General features: G+C 35.8%; 17 protein-coding genes. 2 read left to right on the top strand and 15 right to left on the bottom strand.

Features of this window, described 5'->3' with window-relative positions:
• The first annotated feature begins 56 nt into the window (after positions 1-56).
• Positions 57-3,086, top strand: coding sequence for a DUF4183 domain-containing protein (locus CLOS_RS15795; protein ID WP_012158482.1), 3,030 nt, complete (start codon positions 57-59; stop codon positions 3,084-3,086).
• 697 nt (positions 3,087-3,783) lie between these two features.
• Here the strand turns inward: CLOS_RS15795 and CLOS_RS03175 are convergent.
• The 5 genes from CLOS_RS03175 to CLOS_RS03155 form a co-directional block, all read right to left on the bottom strand.
• A complete protein-coding gene (locus CLOS_RS03175; protein ID WP_012158481.1) occupies positions 3,784-5,181 on the bottom strand; it encodes a PilX N-terminal domain-containing pilus assembly protein in 1,398 nt (465 codons plus the stop codon).
• A 13-nt stretch (positions 5,182-5,194) separates the two neighbouring features.
• Entirely contained in the window at positions 5,195-5,602 is a 408-nt protein-coding gene (locus tag CLOS_RS03170) for a PilW family protein (RefSeq protein WP_012158480.1), read from the bottom strand.
• Positions 5,592-6,032: a type II secretion system protein gene (locus tag CLOS_RS15185; protein ID WP_012158479.1), complete on the bottom strand. Its 441-nt coding sequence runs from the start codon at positions 6,030-6,032 to the stop codon at positions 5,592-5,594. Before CLOS_RS15185 ends, CLOS_RS03170 begins: the two co-directional genes overlap by 11 nt.
• Before the next feature lie 394 nt (positions 6,033-6,426).
• A complete protein-coding gene (gene gap / locus CLOS_RS03160; protein WP_012158478.1) occupies positions 6,427-7,440 on the bottom strand; it encodes a type I glyceraldehyde-3-phosphate dehydrogenase in 1,014 nt (337 codons plus the stop codon).
• Between the two features lie 178 nt (positions 7,441-7,618).
• On the bottom strand, positions 7,619-8,683 hold the full coding sequence (locus CLOS_RS03155; protein ID WP_012158477.1) for an AbrB family transcriptional regulator: 1,065 nt from the start codon (positions 8,681-8,683) through the stop codon (positions 7,619-7,621).
• Positions 8,684-8,847: 164 nt separating this feature from the next.
• Here CLOS_RS03155 and CLOS_RS03150 point away from each other — a divergent pair, with 164 nt between their 5' ends.
• Positions 8,848-9,786, top strand: a complete 939-nt coding sequence (locus CLOS_RS03150) for a helix-turn-helix transcriptional regulator (RefSeq protein WP_012158476.1) — start codon at positions 8,848-8,850, stop codon at positions 9,784-9,786.
• A gap of 491 nt (positions 9,787-10,277) precedes the next feature.
• Here the strand turns inward: CLOS_RS03150 and CLOS_RS03145 are convergent, their stop codons facing one another.
• The 10 genes from CLOS_RS03145 to CLOS_RS03100 form a co-directional block, all read right to left on the bottom strand.
• The gene (locus tag CLOS_RS03145) at positions 10,278-10,865 is read right to left on the bottom strand and encodes a DEAD/DEAH box helicase family protein (protein WP_012158475.1); all 588 of its coding nucleotides are present in this window, start codon (positions 10,863-10,865) and stop codon (positions 10,278-10,280) included.
• 88 nt (positions 10,866-10,953) lie between these two features.
• Positions 10,954-11,082 (bottom strand): hypothetical protein, encoded by a 129-nt coding sequence (locus CLOS_RS16260; RefSeq protein WP_278183744.1) that lies wholly within the window; start codon positions 11,080-11,082, stop codon positions 10,954-10,956.
• A 40-nt stretch (positions 11,083-11,122) separates the two neighbouring features.
• A complete protein-coding gene (locus CLOS_RS03140; RefSeq protein WP_012158474.1) occupies positions 11,123-12,061 on the bottom strand; it encodes a hypothetical protein in 939 nt (312 codons plus the stop codon).
• A 292-nt stretch (positions 12,062-12,353) separates the two neighbouring features.
• Positions 12,354-13,328, bottom strand: a complete 975-nt coding sequence (locus tag CLOS_RS03135; protein WP_012158473.1) for an aromatic ring-hydroxylating oxygenase subunit alpha — start codon at positions 13,326-13,328, stop codon at positions 12,354-12,356.
• Positions 13,329-13,380: 52 nt separating this feature from the next.
• Positions 13,381-13,971 carry a TetR/AcrR family transcriptional regulator gene (locus tag CLOS_RS15180; protein ID WP_012158472.1) on the bottom strand — a complete coding sequence of 197 codons (591 nt, stop codon included), beginning with the start codon at positions 13,969-13,971 and terminating at the stop codon, positions 13,381-13,383.
• A 56-nt stretch (positions 13,972-14,027) separates the two neighbouring features.
• Complete coding sequence (locus CLOS_RS03125) at positions 14,028-14,261, bottom strand: recombinase family protein (protein WP_041718940.1); 234 nt, start codon at positions 14,259-14,261, stop codon at positions 14,028-14,030.
• A gap of 380 nt (positions 14,262-14,641) precedes the next feature.
• A protein-coding gene (locus CLOS_RS03120; RefSeq protein WP_156774381.1) for an IS3-like element ISClsp1 family transposase occupies positions 14,642-15,768 on the bottom strand; the annotation gives its coding sequence in 2 pieces (ribosomal slippage) (positions 14,642-15,513 and positions 15,513-15,768; 1,128 coding nt in all).
• A 42-nt stretch (positions 15,769-15,810) separates the two neighbouring features.
• Positions 15,811-16,050, bottom strand: a complete 240-nt coding sequence (locus tag CLOS_RS03110) for a hypothetical protein (protein WP_041718937.1) — start codon at positions 16,048-16,050, stop codon at positions 15,811-15,813.
• Between the two features lie 270 nt (positions 16,051-16,320).
• Entirely contained in the window at positions 16,321-17,343 is a 1,023-nt protein-coding gene (locus tag CLOS_RS03105; RefSeq protein WP_242649592.1) for a helix-turn-helix transcriptional regulator, read from the bottom strand.
• A 49-nt stretch (positions 17,344-17,392) separates the two neighbouring features.
• Complete coding sequence (locus tag CLOS_RS03100) at positions 17,393-17,677, bottom strand: hypothetical protein (RefSeq protein ID WP_012158467.1); 285 nt, start codon at positions 17,675-17,677, stop codon at positions 17,393-17,395.
• Positions 17,678-17,741 lie beyond the last annotated feature (64 nt).

Here is a 17,741-nt window from a genome sequence, read left to right as displayed (position 1 = left end):
GATTGTGCTCTACATAGAATAGGATCAGAATATATCTTTGGTTGGAGGTGATCGTTGTGTTTCATTTGAATGCAAATGTTTATCAATATAATGCCCGTTCGGACGGTATCCGAAAAATTTATACGAATGATGATGAACTAAAGGAGTATGGCAACCGAGGCATACTGGACCCTGCGTCGGTCTCTTACTTTAATTTGTTTATTAATGGCGTGCTACAGCCAAAGGTCAACTATGAGATCCAGAAAGGTCATCTTCTTTTAAAGACGGAAGATGTTCCCTTAAAAGGAACATCCCTTATACTCAGTTTTGTCACCTTAAAAAATAGGACATCATCAAAGCTCAATTATGCCACTGCTGAAGGATTGCTTCCTTCCGGCAATATATCCATTGGTCCTGTAGCGGATATGGATATTGTGATTCAGGACAATGTAGCTTCCTATCTCCGTTTAGAAAAAAATATTATACAGGGACCTGATTCTATTCTCACAGGTCAAATTGCTACTTGGGAACTTATGATCACAGTAAAAAATATCAGTACGACCCAGATTCGAAATCTTCATGTGACCGATCATATGCTATTGGATTCTATCTTAGGCATAGAAAGTAGGGCTGTATCCCAAGGCAATATTCGCATAGAAGATCATCGTATTCATTGGGATATGGACTTCATTCTTCCAGGGGACTCTGTTACCGCCAGCTTTCAGGTAGAAGGATGCTTTACAGCCAGTGGCATCCGCTGTATCAGTAGTGGCACAGCAACTGGACATGGTTCTTTTGGCGCCGTTACAACAGATATAGTTCCGTCCCCTTTCATAACGGTAGGGAAGGGACTTTTTATCAACAAGATAATTACGTCAGGCCCCACAAAGGTTAGTATTGGTGAAAATAACCGATGGCGAGTAGAACTAAGCCTGTGGAATCACAGCCATTGTACTATATCCAACATTCTTATAACAGATTCTCTATGGGTGGATGCTCTTAAAGATATCCGAGTCATTGGTGCATCCCTTGGTAACGCCACTTTACAAGGAAATAAGCTCCTGTGGCATATGGATGTGCTGGAAGAGTTCCAAAATGCTATCCTGGTGGTAGATATTATCGGTTCTTTTGAATCTGAGGGCATCAAAAATTTAAACACTGCTTCAGGCGTTGGAAATATTGGTATGAGCACAATTCTTACCAATACTGCACAAGATTTTCAAATCTTGGTTCTACCCGCTTTAAAGCCACAAAAGAAAGCATTGCTGGTAAAATGTTTTATATATAACGAATCTTTGGCTGTATTCACAGGTCAATCGAAAAAATGGCACTTTGTTCTCCAAATTTCGAATCCTACAGATCATATTGTGCAGAACATTATGGTAACCGATACGATCCTTTTCGATGAATTGCACCAAATTTCTGCTGGACATATCCCTTTGGGCCATGCTGCAATCTCCCATAACACGATTCTGTGGACCATTGAAAAATTACTGCCAGGTACTACTTTAAGGGCTACATTTGAAGCTGAAGGTTCCTTCAATACAACGGGTCTCCGCTCTCTCAATAGAGCCATAGCCACTGCTACAGCTTTAGATTCCTGCATCATATCCAATATAGCATCTGGCCCATCCATACAGATTTTTGATCCTGTTCAGGATTTACAAAGCATCTGCATCCTTGCTGACAAAGTCTTTTCACAATGTCGTCAGAAAAGATGTCTTGAGAATATTACCATAGCTATGGATAACAATTATTTTAGACAGATTCGATTTCAACCAGGAATCATTGTAGAAAACACTTTAAAAATTACGGAGTTAGAAAATAGACCGAATTTGAAACGCGTTCGTTTTCAAGTAAAAATACCCTTTGGAGTCGTTACTTCCAATGGTGTAATCCAAGGATTTCTACCTACGATCGCTGAAGACATTCTAATGTTTATTCCAGAATCTCGGGATGAGTTTTCATATCGTATTGTGGTGGACACCAGCACAAAGCTTCTGGAGGTACCCCTCCAAGTAAATTCACAATTAAAATTTTCAGTAGGGGTATCTATGATGATTAAAGTCGTAGGAAAAGTCCCATTGCTCATTCCAAGCTATGCGCTCTCTTTAGAGTCCTTTGCCTGCGAAGATTTTGGCGGAAATTCGATCCGTGATGATTTTAAGCTAAGAGATTTCCCACAGTTATACCCCCTACAGAATGTCTTTTCTCCTTCTGATTCCTCTAAAAAATCCAAGGAAAAAAATCCGTGCCCTCATCTGTTTGGTGATCTAGGAATTGAAAAGTATATTGTGGCTGGACCTTTGGAGGTAGAAGAGCATCATATTTATACTTGGAAAATAGAGATTCATGTAGAGAATACCGGTTATGGCTTCGTCCATGATGTTGTAATGACGGATCATTTCTTGTTGGACCCTCTCCTAGATTTTAAGATCCTTAGTACTACTCAAGGCACTTTATCCAGAGAGAGCAACAATGAGATTCGATGGGATATCGGAACCTTAGATTCTAATACCACAGCTGTTATGGTAGCTGAAGTAAGGGGCGCTTTCTATGGGAAAAATGTTGAGCAGATCTTTGCGGAAAATCATCATTATAATACGATTTCAGATGGGGTAAAGAAAGCATTCACCGATGATGATGAACTTATACACTATGGGGATGGAGGCATACCGAATCCCGAGGATGTATCCTTTTTCAACCTTTTTATCAATGGGGTACTACAGCCGAAGACCAATTACAGGGTATCACCTGGCCTTTTGACCCTAACAACGGTGGAGCCACCGCTAAAGGGCGTCTTCATCGTCCTTGAATATTTAATCATAAGGGATGGAAATCACCAGCTTTTGAAAGGAGATCTCGCTCAATATAACGCGATCTCAAATGAAGGGCATATTTATACAAATGAAGATGAGCTAAGGCTGTATGGATGTACGGGAATTCTTGATCCTGCAAAGACTTCCTACCACCATCTCTTTGTCAATAGCGTCATGCAGCCTCCAATTAATTATATCATTGAGTCCGGCATCTTAATATTGAAGACTGAGAATGCTCCCATAGGGGGAGCACCGATCTCCATACAGTTTATTTCCATCCGTCGGTAGCAGTAGAAATACGCTTTCATAGAATGAAGCATCCAAGTTTTCATAGAAAATATATCCTATGGGAATTTTAATCATGGTAAAAGCCAAATCACGTTTTTGGAATATGAAGCTTTGGCGTAAAAAGAGCAACCTCTTTCTCAGTAATTTCTATCCTAGAGAAAGAGGTTGTATTGAGTAGCTTCCGTTTTATTGACACCTTTGACTGCAATTTTATCTATAAAACATCGTATTTAATCCTTCTTAATTCTTTTTTTATGAAGGATATCAAAAGTAATTGAGCATATAAGAGCAGGTATACTTGCAAATAGCAATAGTAGACCCATTACAAATTTTCCTAACGCCTGAAAGCCTTCAGATGGAGCACTGTACATGGTAATGAAATTGTATAGCATAAAAGGAAATATTATTATTATGGGAATATACTTGATATACCTTTTTTTCTTAAATATGTGATTCAATAGACAAGCTACTAAAATTGAAGTTATTGATATAACAGCTAGAATTAAACTGAATTCCATAAAAAGCGCTCCTCTATATTTATTTGATTTTGACAATAACCACTGTCTCCACGTGGGTTGGGGTAAAAGTATGATAAGCATACACAGAAGTAAGGCGTTTTGTGGAAAGGTAGTCCTCTAAGCCCCTCTTTAGCCAAAGTGCGTTTTTAAAAAACCCTTATATACTTCAAAGCATCATATCACTCTTCTTTAATATTTGATTTTATAGTAACCTTTACACTTTGTGAAGTTGTTGAGCCGCCCCCGCCGTTTCCATTACCTACATTGCCGCTGGCTATTACTGGAATATCCTTCCCAAAAATTTCACTTAAACCTTTAAAGTTAAAATAATTGCCTCCCTTAGGCAAAGTAATTTCATTTTTAGATATTATAACACCATTAAAAGTTCCATCTCCTGAATATTCAACTCTCCCATTAGGGGCAATTAAAGCACCTGTAAATCCATTGCCACCCCTCAATATGATATCTCCCTTACTAATAAGAACCACTTGTCCCGTTATGTTTTGCCAGTTAGTATTTTTGTAGTTATTCACCAGCATTTTAGCACCATGTGGAATGGTTCCTGTTTCATTACCTTTTACAACATATCCATTATCTATATACCAACGATCTTCTCTTAAGCTATAATCCACTATTGGTATTTTAAAATTATCCACACTCTCTACCTTTATACATTTGTTTAGTACCGATGTATTGTAATTTGCAGGTGCAATTAATTTGCCTGTATAATATATGTTTTGATGAATTTCAGGGATCCACTCTAATTCTAAATCGCCATTTACATACACGTTTCCATAGATTTTGGCATCTTTTAACCTAAACTTTCCATTTACTCTTATGTCACCGTATACATCTCTTGTACCATTCCAAAACTCTAGATTACCATTGACATATATATTTCCTGGATTATCTTTGCTTCCAAAAGATGCTGAACCCCCATCCATCTTCACAGGACCATTAAAATACATATTGCTTATGTTTAATGCTGAACCCCCATTTAAGCTATGTGTTTGTATACCATCCATGACGATACTTCCTGTAGGCGCATTTACTGATGAACCCTTAAAGCTAAAATTTTTTGCATAAAATATTAATTCTTCTATTATTTCATTTTTTTCCTCTTGATTCCAGCTTATTGATAGAATCGCACCAACGGTTCTCGTACTATCTCCAATTTTCCCTACAGATTGTATCTTATAATCTCTCCTATCTTCATTTGTGCCTACCTGACTTACTGTAATAAAAGCTTTGGGTTGCTCTCCATTATTTTTCTCGAAATTATCTAGAGTACTTGCAGCTTTTGTAAATTGATTTTCAATATGTTGAAAAAACGCTGTGCTAGTTTTATACTTGCTTTCATTTTCATGCACCTCTGTATTGAATTGATCAATCATATAGCTTATTCCAGCTTCTGCAATATAATAAGCACCTTGACTTCTACTGTCTATTTTTGTCATCTTGAAATTAGATGTTGCAACTCTCATTAGGACAAGTCCCAGAATTGATATTAATGCTAGGCTTAAAAGTGTAATAATCAAAGCAAAACCTTTTTTTTCTTTCACTCTTCTCTTTATCACAATACCCATCTCCTTACCGCATATTGATAGTTGATGAAAGACTATGTTCTTTGTTTTTACGATCCCTGATTACTACTTTTATTTCCATTCTATTCTTATCTTTCCGTATAATTAATTCATCAACACCCTCTATAAGTATACTATCATCCTTAACAAGATTTCTGTCTTGAATCTTGTAAACCTTAGAATCAATCTTAATGGCATTGTCATTAACGACTTCAACTTCACTGGCCTTTCTTATTTGCCTCGTTAAATGGTCCATGGTAGCTCTTAAATTTGATGTTATGTTTGCTTTTTCATTTTGAATCCCAAAGTTTTGGAATGAAAATATGATCGGTGAAAAAATCATTGATAATACGATCCCTGCTAATCCTAAAACTATTGCTAACTCTATCAAAGTAAACCCTCTATTACTCTTCACTTAAAATACCCCTTCCAATCCAAGAATATAGCGACTCGTATTGCACCTCTAGTTGGTTCATACTTTTATCTTTATATATTTTCGTAACTACCTTTATTAAATTTTCACTTTCAGTAAAGCTGATATACAAGCATTTTTTGTCTTCATATTCATAGAGGTAGGTATTACTGGATAGTTCTGTATAGCCTTTTTCACTTACCAACTTATTCTTTAATTCATTATAGGGAACGGTTTTACTTAAATTATATACTAATTCCATAACATCTTTTCCAAGATATGTAGAATCAAGTATAGTTTCTGATCTATTGTTAGTTTTCGATGACATGACAAATAAAGGCATAAATGCGACAACTATCATCCCAATTATAGCTATAGAAACTATAAGTTCTATGAGAGTTAGTCCTGCTTTCGTTTTTTTGATAATTTTCACCTCAGCTCACTCCCTAATAAATTAATTTATAAATGTGCAAAAGGAAATTTTTAGAAAATTAATTCTATTATACAATACCCATACAAATAATTCACTATCTTTTATTATAATCTGAAAATAAAAAAAGCCCGTCAGAACTATACCTTCACATCCCAACTGGCTCTTGCAATATCCTCAACCGATATTTTCAGGATCGTAAACAAAAGAATTAGAAAATCTTTTGTTTAATTCATAAGTACATGTTGTCTTACCCGAACCAAATGCTCCGTTTATACAAAAACAATCTGGATTTCTATTGATCATTAACATTCATCTTAAGCGCAGCAAAAGCAATCAACAAAGCATTGATTGCTTTTTTCTACTTAGTTTAAAAAACAGGGATTATTTGCTTATCTTAGATGTGAGATAGATATTTTGTGGTCCGAATCATTTGGCTTACGAAGGAATTTTCATTATCAAACCAAGCACCAACTCTAACTTCAAATTCACTTTCGTTGACTTTATTTACAAGAGTTTGAGAAGCATCAAAAAGTGCGGCATATGTAATTCCTATAATGTCTGAGGAGACGTATTCTTCTTCAGTGTAACCAAAGGTGTCCGAAGCAGCTGCTTTCATTGCCATATTTATTTTCTCAACGGTCAGTTCTTTCCCTGAAACCACTGCTGCAAGTGTAATAAGGCATCCCGTGGGTACTGGCACTCGAACAGCAGAACCGCTAAGTTTACCATTTAAAGACGGTATGACACGCCCAACAGCCGCTGCTGCCTCTGCAGTAGTAGGAATAATATTGATAGCCGCAGCACGGGAACGTCTAAGATTTCCCTTTCGCTGTGGACCGTCTTGTAGCATTTGTGTAGCCGTGTATCCATGAATTACAGTCATAATACCACTTAGAATGGACGTATAATCATTTAACGCTTTTACCATAGGTGCAAGTGCATTTGTAGAACATGAAGCCGCTGAAACAATATGGTCCTCCGGCTTCAGTATATCCTCGTTTACACCATAAACTATTGTAGGGATGTCAGCCCCCGCAGGAGCTGATATTACAACATTTTTGGCTCCTGCTTCGATATGTGCTTGAGACTTTTCTCTTGAAAGATATGCCCCTGAGCATTCTAATACAATATCTATTGAAAGCTCCTCCCACGGAAGCTTTGAAGCATCCGATTCCTTATAAAGAGAGATTTTCACTCCATCAACAACAATATAATTCTCGCCGTACTGGACTGTATCAGCATATTTATAGGTACCTTGGGTTGAATCGTATTTTAAAAGATAGGCCAGCATTTCCGGTGTAGCTAGATCATTAATTGCGACGATTTTAAAATCATCCATATCAAACAGTTGCCTAAGAGCAAGCCGTCCAATACGTCCTAAACCATTAATTGCAACTCTTATTGACATAATTATTACCTCCTGTTATGCTCCAATATTATATACTCACCCTTATATTACAGGAGCGCATAATGTTACTATTTGGGTTTTTTAACAAAGCTTTTACAGATCCTTCCAAGTGATGGTTTATCCTTAAAAACTAATTCCTTTTCTGTTTTCAATTGTAAGTCATAGGAACAAGGTTTCGCTAAGCTCCAATGATATGTAAAATCAGATTAATGATTTGAGGAAATAATGACATTACAATAACAGCCCTCAGAACCTGTAAGATAATGATGTCTGTATTTTCTACACCTAAATCGTTTGAAATCAGCGCCATGTCGGACGCTCCCGCTGGTGTAGTAATGAGCATGGCTTCTTTCCTGGTAAAACCACAGGTTTTGCTAATAATCTTTCCGGTAACAAAACAGTTTGCTGCATAGCCCAGCACAATGATACAAAGAGGTACCAGCAAATATCGTAATGTCAGAACATCATTCAAGACAATAGTACTTCCAAGATAGCTTCCACTTAAAACCTGTGCACATTTTTTGAGCCATTTTGGAATGTAGGCAAAATCAAATACTAATTTAAGAATTAATACAGAAAGGATAGCGAAAGTGAAGGTGCCTGCTGTTATACCGGATATTTTGCCAAGGATACCGAAAAGTGCGGCAACAACCACTGTACATAAAAATGCACGCCATGATTTTGTTTTTGACTTTTGGCGTTTTTCAATGAATGCTCCCCTTTCGTTTTCGATACCATGCTTTCTGCACTTATGATCGTAGACGAAAATTAGAGCTGGAAAAACACCAATTCCAAGAATCTGTCGAACCAGCTGCATAACGGCTACCTTCGGTCCGTCTGCTCCCATGACAGCCGCAATAATTGGCGTATCACTTACGCCTCCGGGTACCACTGACATAAGGGATGTCACTAAATCCAGCGGACTGAGGAAGTAAATCAAAAAACCAGCCGTTAAATTTAAGATTATTAAGGAGCTCAGCATAATTGCTGCTGGTTTAATTATCTTTGGCAGGCGCCTTAAGTCACTTTTCTCCATAGAACAGCCAATAAAAGCACCGGCAACAATCTGAACAACCAGCGTTGTTTGCTTTGGCATATAGGCAAGATCAAAGAAGATATTAAATGCCGCAACACCGACTATGGCTCCAACCATGAGCCCGGCAGGAATTTTTACTTTTACCGCAGCTACACCGAACATACTTCCGACAAGTATGGTAATCAACAGAAACATAATTTCATCCAAATATCTCTCCTCCATTTCTAAGTTTTTTCGTGTTATTTCGTATTTGTTTTCTTTTTAAATGTGTGATATAATACGAAATAGGATGTAAAGTGATATAAATAACATTTTATATACAATTATATATACTCTCGCACATTAAATCAAGATTAAGGGGTGAATAGTTTATGTCCACTAAAGCTGCTCTCTCAACTCAAGAGGTTGCAGATCTTTTACAGGTAAGCAAAAGTACGATTTATGACTTAATTCGGCGTGGTGAAATAAATTCGTATAAGGTTGGGCGTAAGGTTCGTTTTACAGAGGAAGATGTAAAAGAATATATATCTAAATCTAAAGAAAGCCAAAATGCAAAAAAAACATCCGTTCTTGATGGGACATTTAGCCTCATGGGAAATGAAAAGAAACCAGACGGTTTTATAATTTGTGGACAAGATTTGATTCTTGACGTGCTGTCAAACTACATGCGCTTACATAACATCCCGGCTCTGCGGGCTTATATTGGCAGCTATGACGGTCTAATTTCCTTATACCGCAATAAAGTGAATGTAACGGCTTCACATATGTGGGATAGTGATACCGACACCTACAATGTTCCATATGTTCGGCGACTTATACCAGGTATCCCTGCTGTAATTATTCACCTCACCTGTCGTATGCAAGGGCTTTATGTTGCCAAAGGGAACCCGAAAAATATTAGCGGTTGGGATGATTTCAAAAGAGATGATATCATTATGGTTAACCGTGAACAAGGTGCAGGCTCAAGAGTACTTCTTGATGAAAATCTCAAGCTTCTTGGTATTTTTGGAAGTACAATTAAGGGCTATAACAGAGAAATAAGCTCTCACTTGGCTGTTGCCAGTGCAGTCAGCAGAGGTGAAGCGGATGTTGCAGTAGGTAACGAAAAAATAGCATGTCAGGTCGATAACATTGACTTTATTGCCATGAAAAAGGAAAGATATGATCTCGTGTTACGTAAAGAGGATATGAATACATTTGAAATTCAGACCCTGCTCAAAATAATTCGTTCCGATGCCTTTCGCAATGAATTTGGAAATATCGGCGGTTACGATACAAAAGACATGGGTAGGATCATAGCCGAAACATAGTCCTCTACAGTAGGCTCTTACACCATTTGTTCATCGTCTCGCCATCGATTTGAATATTTCCATCCTTCCCTGTGAGCTCCTCCCACAAGGAAAGTGGACTTCCTCTATCCCCTCCTTCTTATGACTGTGGTGTTTAATCGTAATATCCATGTTTTAATCCTCCTATCTCAAAATAATATTTAGTCTATACAATAAAAAAAGACCGTGCTTTTATTAAAAAATACCCTATCGAATAGACAAGTAAAAAAGTCTATCGACAGGGTATTTTTTTACTATAATCTGAAAATAAAAAAAGCCCGTCAGAACTATACCTTCACATCCCAACTGGCTCTTGCAATATCCTCAACCGATTCATTTTCTTAATACCTTGTCCCTTACTATTTGCCTCCGTTGCATATCTTTCAAGTAATCCATCTCTCCAAACACAAAAAGGTTATCTTTTGCGCGAGAAGCCGCTCACCCTTCGAGCGCCCCCTTAAGATTAATATAAATTACCGTATATGTTTGATCAGGGTAGCCCATCTATCCATCAATTTCTTGAAGTGGCCTCTTTTGTCACTTCGCAAAGTTAAACCACTTTTTTCAGCGATTTCCTCCACAATATCATCAATGGTTTTGTGGTCCGTTATTATTTTTTCTTCAGTAATATGGTGATTAAATGCATAAATACATCGGTCAATTTGTGATTTGGCCCATGAATTACTCCACTCAAATCGTTTATTAAGACGTTTTTCTATAGTTTTCTTCTCTGCGTAAAGAATGTAATGCTTTACCTTAATGTTTTCTTTGATAAGTCGACCAATGATTTCATCATAATATTGACGGTTCACTAATGTCATGGGGACTAAAATAATGCCCTCATAAGTACTGTTTAAATATTTTAACATTTCATAATTGAATACCCGCCACTGATCATGGTTTTGAAAATCTGATTCATACAGTTCTTTAGGTATATTTTTTCGTATAAAATAACCGATATTTTCAGGATCGTAAACAAAAGAATTGGACAATCTTTTGTTTAATTCATAGGTACATGTTGTCTTTCCCGAGCCAAATGCTCCGTTTATCCAAATAATCATTTTTTACACCTCTTTTTTCCATATTAGGGAATACCACCAAAACAAATGCCTTCGAGTGATTGTCTTTGGTAAAATAGAATCCACTATTTCATGAATATCTTTTAGTGGCATATAAACGTGGTGTTGTATATGCTCTTTCATTCTCTGATCTTCCTTTTGTATCTTTAATAGTTAAACAAGCATTTTCTACTGCTTTTAAAGGTATCTGTGCAGTCATTTAAACATCTGTTTCAGCTTAATCTAGTACAAGCTCTTAACTAGAATTGGTACTCATACAATACAGATTCCTGCTCGTTATTATAAATAACATGATACCTAGCTCTTAAATAGGTGGATTGCCAATTTAATGTGTTTAAAGATACGCTCGAAGCATTCTGGGTAATCGGTGGTTCTATTTTGTAAAATAAGCCATTTGTTGAATCAAGAATTTCAAGCATACGATCATAAGTTTCATAGTTTTCCCGGGTCTTCAACGCAATGAATCTAAAGTCAGAAGATATAACAGCTTCCATAATGTAATGATCCGAAGAAAATTCTCCAATATTTTCAATATGATTATCTGTTCCAATTTTTGAGAAAGAAATTGTCTTTTCATCCCCATATTCACAACTAATAAAATAAGAACTGCTATGTTGAAGTATTATTGTACTATCTTTTAGAGATTCAAGTAAAGTCACCTCGCCATTAACTGTACAAACTCCATATGTTCTCTTACCATCTCGATCGTCCCTCTGGAATACAAACCTTGTATCGTCAAGCCACCAATTTAAAATATGATAGCTGGAAGTATCATCACCAGTTAGTACTGATACTTCTTCCCCAGTCTTCATGTTCTTAACAAAGATTGAAACCGATACTTCACTTTCCAAACAATTACGATTAGAGTTAAATAATCCATAGTATTTAGAAGGGGAAATTGATTTTCCCGTAGCCCAAATTAAATGTACATTCTTTTGTTCAGCAAGAGCTCTATAATCGTTCATTGTTAAATCAAGGTAACTATTAATTACAGGAAAATCTGGCTCTTTATCAAATATTAATGTATCTTCCTTTTGCTCAACCCATTTCCCATCAATTACACCTAAGCTGCCATTTGAGTCGTTATCTAAAGGATTCGGTGAACTTTGGTTACTGCAAGCAGAAAAAACTAATAAGAACATAAGAAAATATAGTATTAACATTTTTATTTTCTTCATTAAAATCGTCCTTTCTCAAGTATAGTTCAGTGACATTACCGAAGCTACTCAATACAAAAGTACTGCAGCAGCTTCGGTATCTTAAATTATATTATACAACATTTTTATACTCCTCATATAGGTCCGTCATCTTTTTTACGTTCCTGCTCTGTATCCAGTATGGACAAATAAATATATACCGCAATATGTCATCAGAATTATACTCTTCACATATAACATCATAATCCATTGCTTGATCCTTCCTTTTGCTTTTGTTCAATCAAGTGCTCACTCCAAAATATAAAACATCATTTCATTTTACAGTGCTGTTTATTAGCTCTTCTCTAATTTTACGGTACTTGATAATAGGACCGTCGCCCGGTACAAGCTTTTCACCAGATCTTAATGACGAAGCTTTGGGCTTTTGTGTTATAACAACCCGTTTATCCTGTCTTTCGACTGTTTTGTTTGCAAATTTACCTATGTATGCGATCAAGCTGTTTATCGGCCTTAGACTTGTCAGTTTGCAATAAAACCGGATATAGAGCACGGTATTTTCATCATCAACGGGAGCAAAATAGATAATGACCTTTATATTCTCACTGATGTGGTTCATCCAAATGTTGGGAAATCGGAAACTTAAATGGGTATCCTTGATGACACATTCTTCCGGTGATTTGGGTTTTTGACCTTGATCCAGCTCGTTATTGGCACTGGTCGTTAAAATCCCGTCTTCCCAGACTACCTTAGGACCATTAACCAGAGTTTTATTTCCCCTACCAATAGTGCTTTGATGTACGAAAGGAAGATGCACCACATCCAATTGGTTTTCAATGCATCTTGAATAGTGCGAATTCCAGTGATCTTCAAGCTCGCTGAACACGAATGAATCATCGATTTCCTTATCAAAGAAAGGCAGATCATCAGTGATTTTTTCCTCGTCACCATACCACAGATAGATAATTCCATTTTCTTCTCTTACAGGATAATGCTTGACATTGTATCGGCTGATGTCTCCCGTAGAGGCCTTCCCATTTGCAGGAATAAACATACATTTACCGATTTTATTAAATTCAAGTCCATGGAATGGGCACTGGATACAGTCATCCTTGACCTTCCCCAAGCTGAGCGCAGCGCCACGATGCGTGCACTGGTCCACCACACATCCGATTTCACCCTTGCTGTTTCGAAATATTGCCAGATCCAGGTTCATCCGTTTTACACCTACGATCTTGTCAGTCTTAACTTTCTTTGATGGTAGTATTGCGTACCATTGATTTGAGATCATTTAATTCCCTCCTTCAATAAAACAATTACTCTATGCTAATTTTTCCTTTATTTTAATTGGTACCAATGACGCGAATACCATCCCAATATGCCTCGAACAATTCATCAACATTGCTTCTATCGACAAGCTCTTCCGAACCTAAAAGCATACCGTCCAGCACACCTTGAAGTATGCAAAGGTACAGACGGAGAGCTCCTGGGGATGCATCCAGTCTGATTTCACCATTGGACTGACCCTTTGAAAAACATATCTGCATCTGTTGTTTGAAGATCCTGTCATTGTCTACAATCAGCTGAGTAGAAATACTTTTAAGCTGTTGATTTTGAATGAATGGTATGGCACGCCAAAATTTAATCCTATTATCTTTTGAGAAATATTTAATCACATAAACAAATAGGCTTTTCATCGCTTCCTTGCAGCTCAAGCTCTTTACTTCTAACATTTTTTCGGTTAAAGAGGCATAGTATCTTTGAATTTCATCCCGAATAACCAGTTCAATGATTTCGTCCTTGCTCCCAAAATGACTGTAGAGTGACGGCGTTTTGATTTTCACCGCACCAGCAAGCTCAGAAACAGACAGATTGTATCCTTTTTCGCAAAAAATATCAAATGCAGCTTTAAGGATTTCATGCTTCTTGTCCATGATTATCACCTCCTAAACTAACTAATATTTGTTAGGTACATAGTTGTATTATACTACTAATTATTTAGGTTTGTAAGTCTATTGTACTTCTCATTAGTTAAGATCTGCTTTATATTGCTTTCATTCCATTTTGAACGGCCGGCGCCGTTTAGAATTCCATCAGCTTCAAGGGACCTTTTTATCTGTAAAAAGCTCTTACCTTGAATGTACTCTCTATAAATGCGCTTTACTACTTCGACTTGCTCTGGATCAATTATGAGGTGACCGTCTTCGTCTTTGGTGTATCCCAAGAGCCAGTTGTGGTTGACTGGAACTTTTCCTTGCTGGTATCTAAATTATAAGCCTAAACGAACGTTAGCAGATCGTGACTCACTTTCTTGTTGGACTAGAGAAGAACAGTAACATTTTGAGCTAGAGAAATCATGAATCCACCTCACTTTCTATCAGGCTGTAGATATACTCTGCCTGCCTGAAAGGTATCCTTTGTAGAGCTTCCTCATTTGCTCTGCATTTTCTTCATCAATAACTGCTTTACCGTTTTCAATTCTGTATCCATATGGGACATGACTCAGATTCTCACAACCTTTCCTTAAGAGTTACACCACACTTAAGTGCGAAGCCTATTTCACTTCTGTTATAAACATTGATGTGGTGGATTGTCAACAGTTTTTCAGACAACTTTTTTAAGGGTATTCATTCTGAATGTAGCTGGCGTTAAATAACCTAACGAGGAATGAAGTCGGTGATTATGAAACCAGTTCACATAATCAGCCAGTTCATATTGTAATTCCTCTAGCGTTTCAAATACCTTATATTTTACAAATTCCGTCTTTATAATTTTAAACGTTGCTTCTGCAACTGCATTATCATAAGGACATCCTCTCTTGCTAAGGGAGCGCTTTATATCAAATATTTTAAGGGTTTCGTCCAGAAGTTTGTTCTTGAATTCATTGCCTCTATCTGTATGAAATACCTGGATATTTTTCAAATTTGTATTTACACGTGCAAATGCCTTTGAAACTAGGTTAGCGTCTTTATTTTTACCTGCACTATATCCGATGATTTCACGATTAAATAGGTCGACAAGAACACATATGTAATTCCATTGATTTCCTACTCGTACATATGTTAAATCACTTACAACTACATTATATTGTGAACGATCATCGAATTTCCGTTTTACCAAGTTTTCTATTTGTGATTCGTTGCATTTATCTGCATATGGCCTAAACTGAGCCACTGTATACTTTGATACTAACCCTTCCTGCTTCATGATTCTTCCGGTTCTGCGCCGGGAGACTTGATATCCATTGTCTCTAAGAGCTGCTTTGATTTTTCTGGTGCCATAATTACTACGGCTTTCCTGAAAAATTTTCTTGATTTTGGAAGTTAGCTTAGATTCATACTGTTTTGGCTTTGATTCATAGTAATAACTACTTCTTGAAATTTCTAGGACCTTGCACATTGCTGATACTGAGTATTTGTGAGCATTGTTACGAATCACATTTACTTTCGTCCCATAATCAGCGCGGCTTGCTTTAAAATATCATTTTCCATTTCAAGCTGTTTGTTGCGTTTACGAAGTTCAATTAGTTCCTTTTGTTCTAGAGTAAGATTATCTTTTTCTTTGAAAGAACCACTAGTATCCGCCTGTTTGATCCATTTGTCTAATAAAGAAGAAGCAATATCGTATTCGCGGGTAATATTGCATTTGCGTTTTCCATTCTTATATAATTGTACTACTTGGTTTTTAAACTCATCCGTATAGGTAGGGCGAGGACGTTTTTCAACAGACATGGGCGTAGCTCCTTTAATTTTATATTTTTATTGTACATGCCCTTAAATTATCTGTCCAATTAATTGTAGCCTATCCATTTCTTTAACTTCTATGGCTGATGAAAATGCATTTACTATACTATCTATCTCTATTTCCTCTACATCTTTACTTTCTCTAATTACATCAGCTAATGACTTTCTTTCTCTTTCACCTGAAACGACTGCTATGACTTCAATGCCATTGCTGGCTTTCATGGCTTGTTCATATTCTGAATAATCACTTACTACCAAGAATCTCTTCATCATTTTTACCTCCATTAATTATTATTAAAATTTCTTTTCTATTTCTATTAGTCTATCAAGACCTATTTATGCATAAATAGGATTTTATGTCTCCAAATTTATTTTTTTAAAGATACACCCTTTATTTTTTGCATAAAAAATAAGATGCCTTAGTTAAAAGCATCTTATTAAACCTTACTTAGACTACTCTAAAAATCCCCTAATAGACAATGCAAAATGATGCATCCTAATTGTATTATAAAGATTACTTTAAATATAGATAAAAAAGTCTTAAATATATTTCAATGATAAATCATTTAATTCTGCTAATATTTTTTCATTATTCATCTTTACTGCTATGGGTAAAAATATATCTAATGTTTCTTTTGCCTTCTCCTTCCAACGACCTTCATCCATAAACTCAATTGTTCTCATATTATGAAGCCGTTCAGCTAATTTAACCATTATTACATCTTCATCAGTTATATCACTATTTCCATTAAATTCTGTTACACCTTTAATAATATTTACAATGCTGTTAGAAAACATTTTCTCTACTTCTTTTAGAGATATATTTGATTTCTCTAAAAGAATATCATGTAGCAATCCAGCTATGACTGTATCCTCACTTGCCTCCATTTCTGATAAAAGAATAGCAACATTAATTGGATGTGTTACATAATCATCATTTGAATACCTCTTTTTCCCATCAAATGCTTTGCAGGCAAATTCATATGCCTTCCTAATTTTTTCATGGTCATATTCTAACATATTCTCATTTATTGTCGTTATTAATAGTTCATACAATTCCTCTTTTGTCGCGTGAATGGCTGTTGATTTCATAAATACATGACTCATATTACAATTACCCCCTAAACAATTAATTTGAAAACTAAATGCTCTTAAAAGAGCTGGTGAAAAACCAAACTTATTTTTAAATGCTTTTGTAAAACCACTATGTGACTGATAGCCATAATTTAGTGCAGTATCAATTATCTTTTTGCCATTTACTATTTCTTCAGAGGCCCTAATCAGTTTTCGTTCTTTTACATACTCCATAATTGGCAATCCCATTTGTTTTTTAAACATTCTTGAAAAATGGTATAATGAATACCCTGCATTTTTAGCAATATCCTCTGCCATTATAGGTTCATTAATATTTGTCTCAATGTATTTTAAACTATTAAATATAATGGTTTTTAGCTCCAAATTTTTCACCTTCCTTCTCCACGTGGTAATTATAATATATACACTTTTGAATTTAGTTTCTTTTCCATTATTGCTATATATATCATTTAAATTATTTAAAATCAATATTATGCTTTATCTGAATCTAATTATTCTAAATACTACCCTTTTATCATCAATAATCAATTCCTACTACAAGAATATCATCATCTAATGATTCATTCTCCTCTTCATACTCAAATAATAAATATAATACTTGCTCATACCAACTCTTATATACATTTAATCTTTCTTCTAATGTTGCAGTATCTCCTAAATCTACTTCATAATTACTTTGAAGTATTATAAAATCTAAAGTATCATAATCTTTATTTCTTAATACCATTTCAATCATAGATATTTCTTTCTGAATATACTTGATTTGTACTTCTATTAACTCTTTATCTACATCAAATTTCATACTATATCCCTGCTTTCTCTTGTTATTATTGCTTTCTACATTACAATTAAAGTATTTCTCTCTA

The sequence above is a fragment of the Alkaliphilus oremlandii OhILAs genome (genome assembly GCF_000018325.1).
Lineage (GTDB): Bacteria > Bacillota > Clostridia > Peptostreptococcales > Natronincolaceae > Alkaliphilus_B > Alkaliphilus_B oremlandii.
The sequence above is the reverse complement of the archived record's forward strand: the minus strand, read 5'-3'. Positions and strand labels throughout refer to the sequence as shown.

Excerpts from the sequence above, each read along its gene's own strand:
- CLOS_RS16260 (WP_278183744.1), bottom strand. The coding sequence starts at position 11,082 with ATGACTGCACAGATACCTTTAAAAGCAGTAGAAAATGCTTGTTTAACT.
- CLOS_RS03150 (WP_012158476.1), top strand. The coding sequence starts at position 8,848 with ATGTCCACTAAAGCTGCTCTCTCAACTCAAGAGGTTGCAGATCTTTTA.
- gap (WP_012158478.1), bottom strand. The coding sequence starts at position 7,440 with ATGTCAATAAGAGTTGCAATTAATGGTTTAGGACGTATTGGACGGCTT.
- CLOS_RS15180 (WP_012158472.1), bottom strand. The coding sequence starts at position 13,971 with ATGGACAAGAAGCATGAAATCCTTAAAGCTGCATTTGATATTTTTTGC.
- CLOS_RS03140 (WP_012158474.1), bottom strand. The coding sequence starts at position 12,061 with ATGAAGAAAATAAAAATGTTAATACTATATTTTCTTATGTTCTTATTA.
- CLOS_RS03135 (WP_012158473.1), bottom strand. The coding sequence starts at position 13,328 with ATGATCTCAAATCAATGGTACGCAATACTACCATCAAAGAAAGTTAAG.
- CLOS_RS03100 (WP_012158467.1), bottom strand. The coding sequence starts at position 17,677 with ATGAAATTTGATGTAGATAAAGAGTTAATAGAAGTACAAATCAAGTAT.
- CLOS_RS03145 (WP_012158475.1), bottom strand. The coding sequence starts at position 10,865 with ATGATTATTTGGATAAACGGAGCATTTGGCTCGGGAAAGACAACATGT.
- CLOS_RS03110 (WP_041718937.1), bottom strand. The coding sequence starts at position 16,050 with ATGAAGAGATTCTTGGTAGTAAGTGATTATTCAGAATATGAACAAGCC.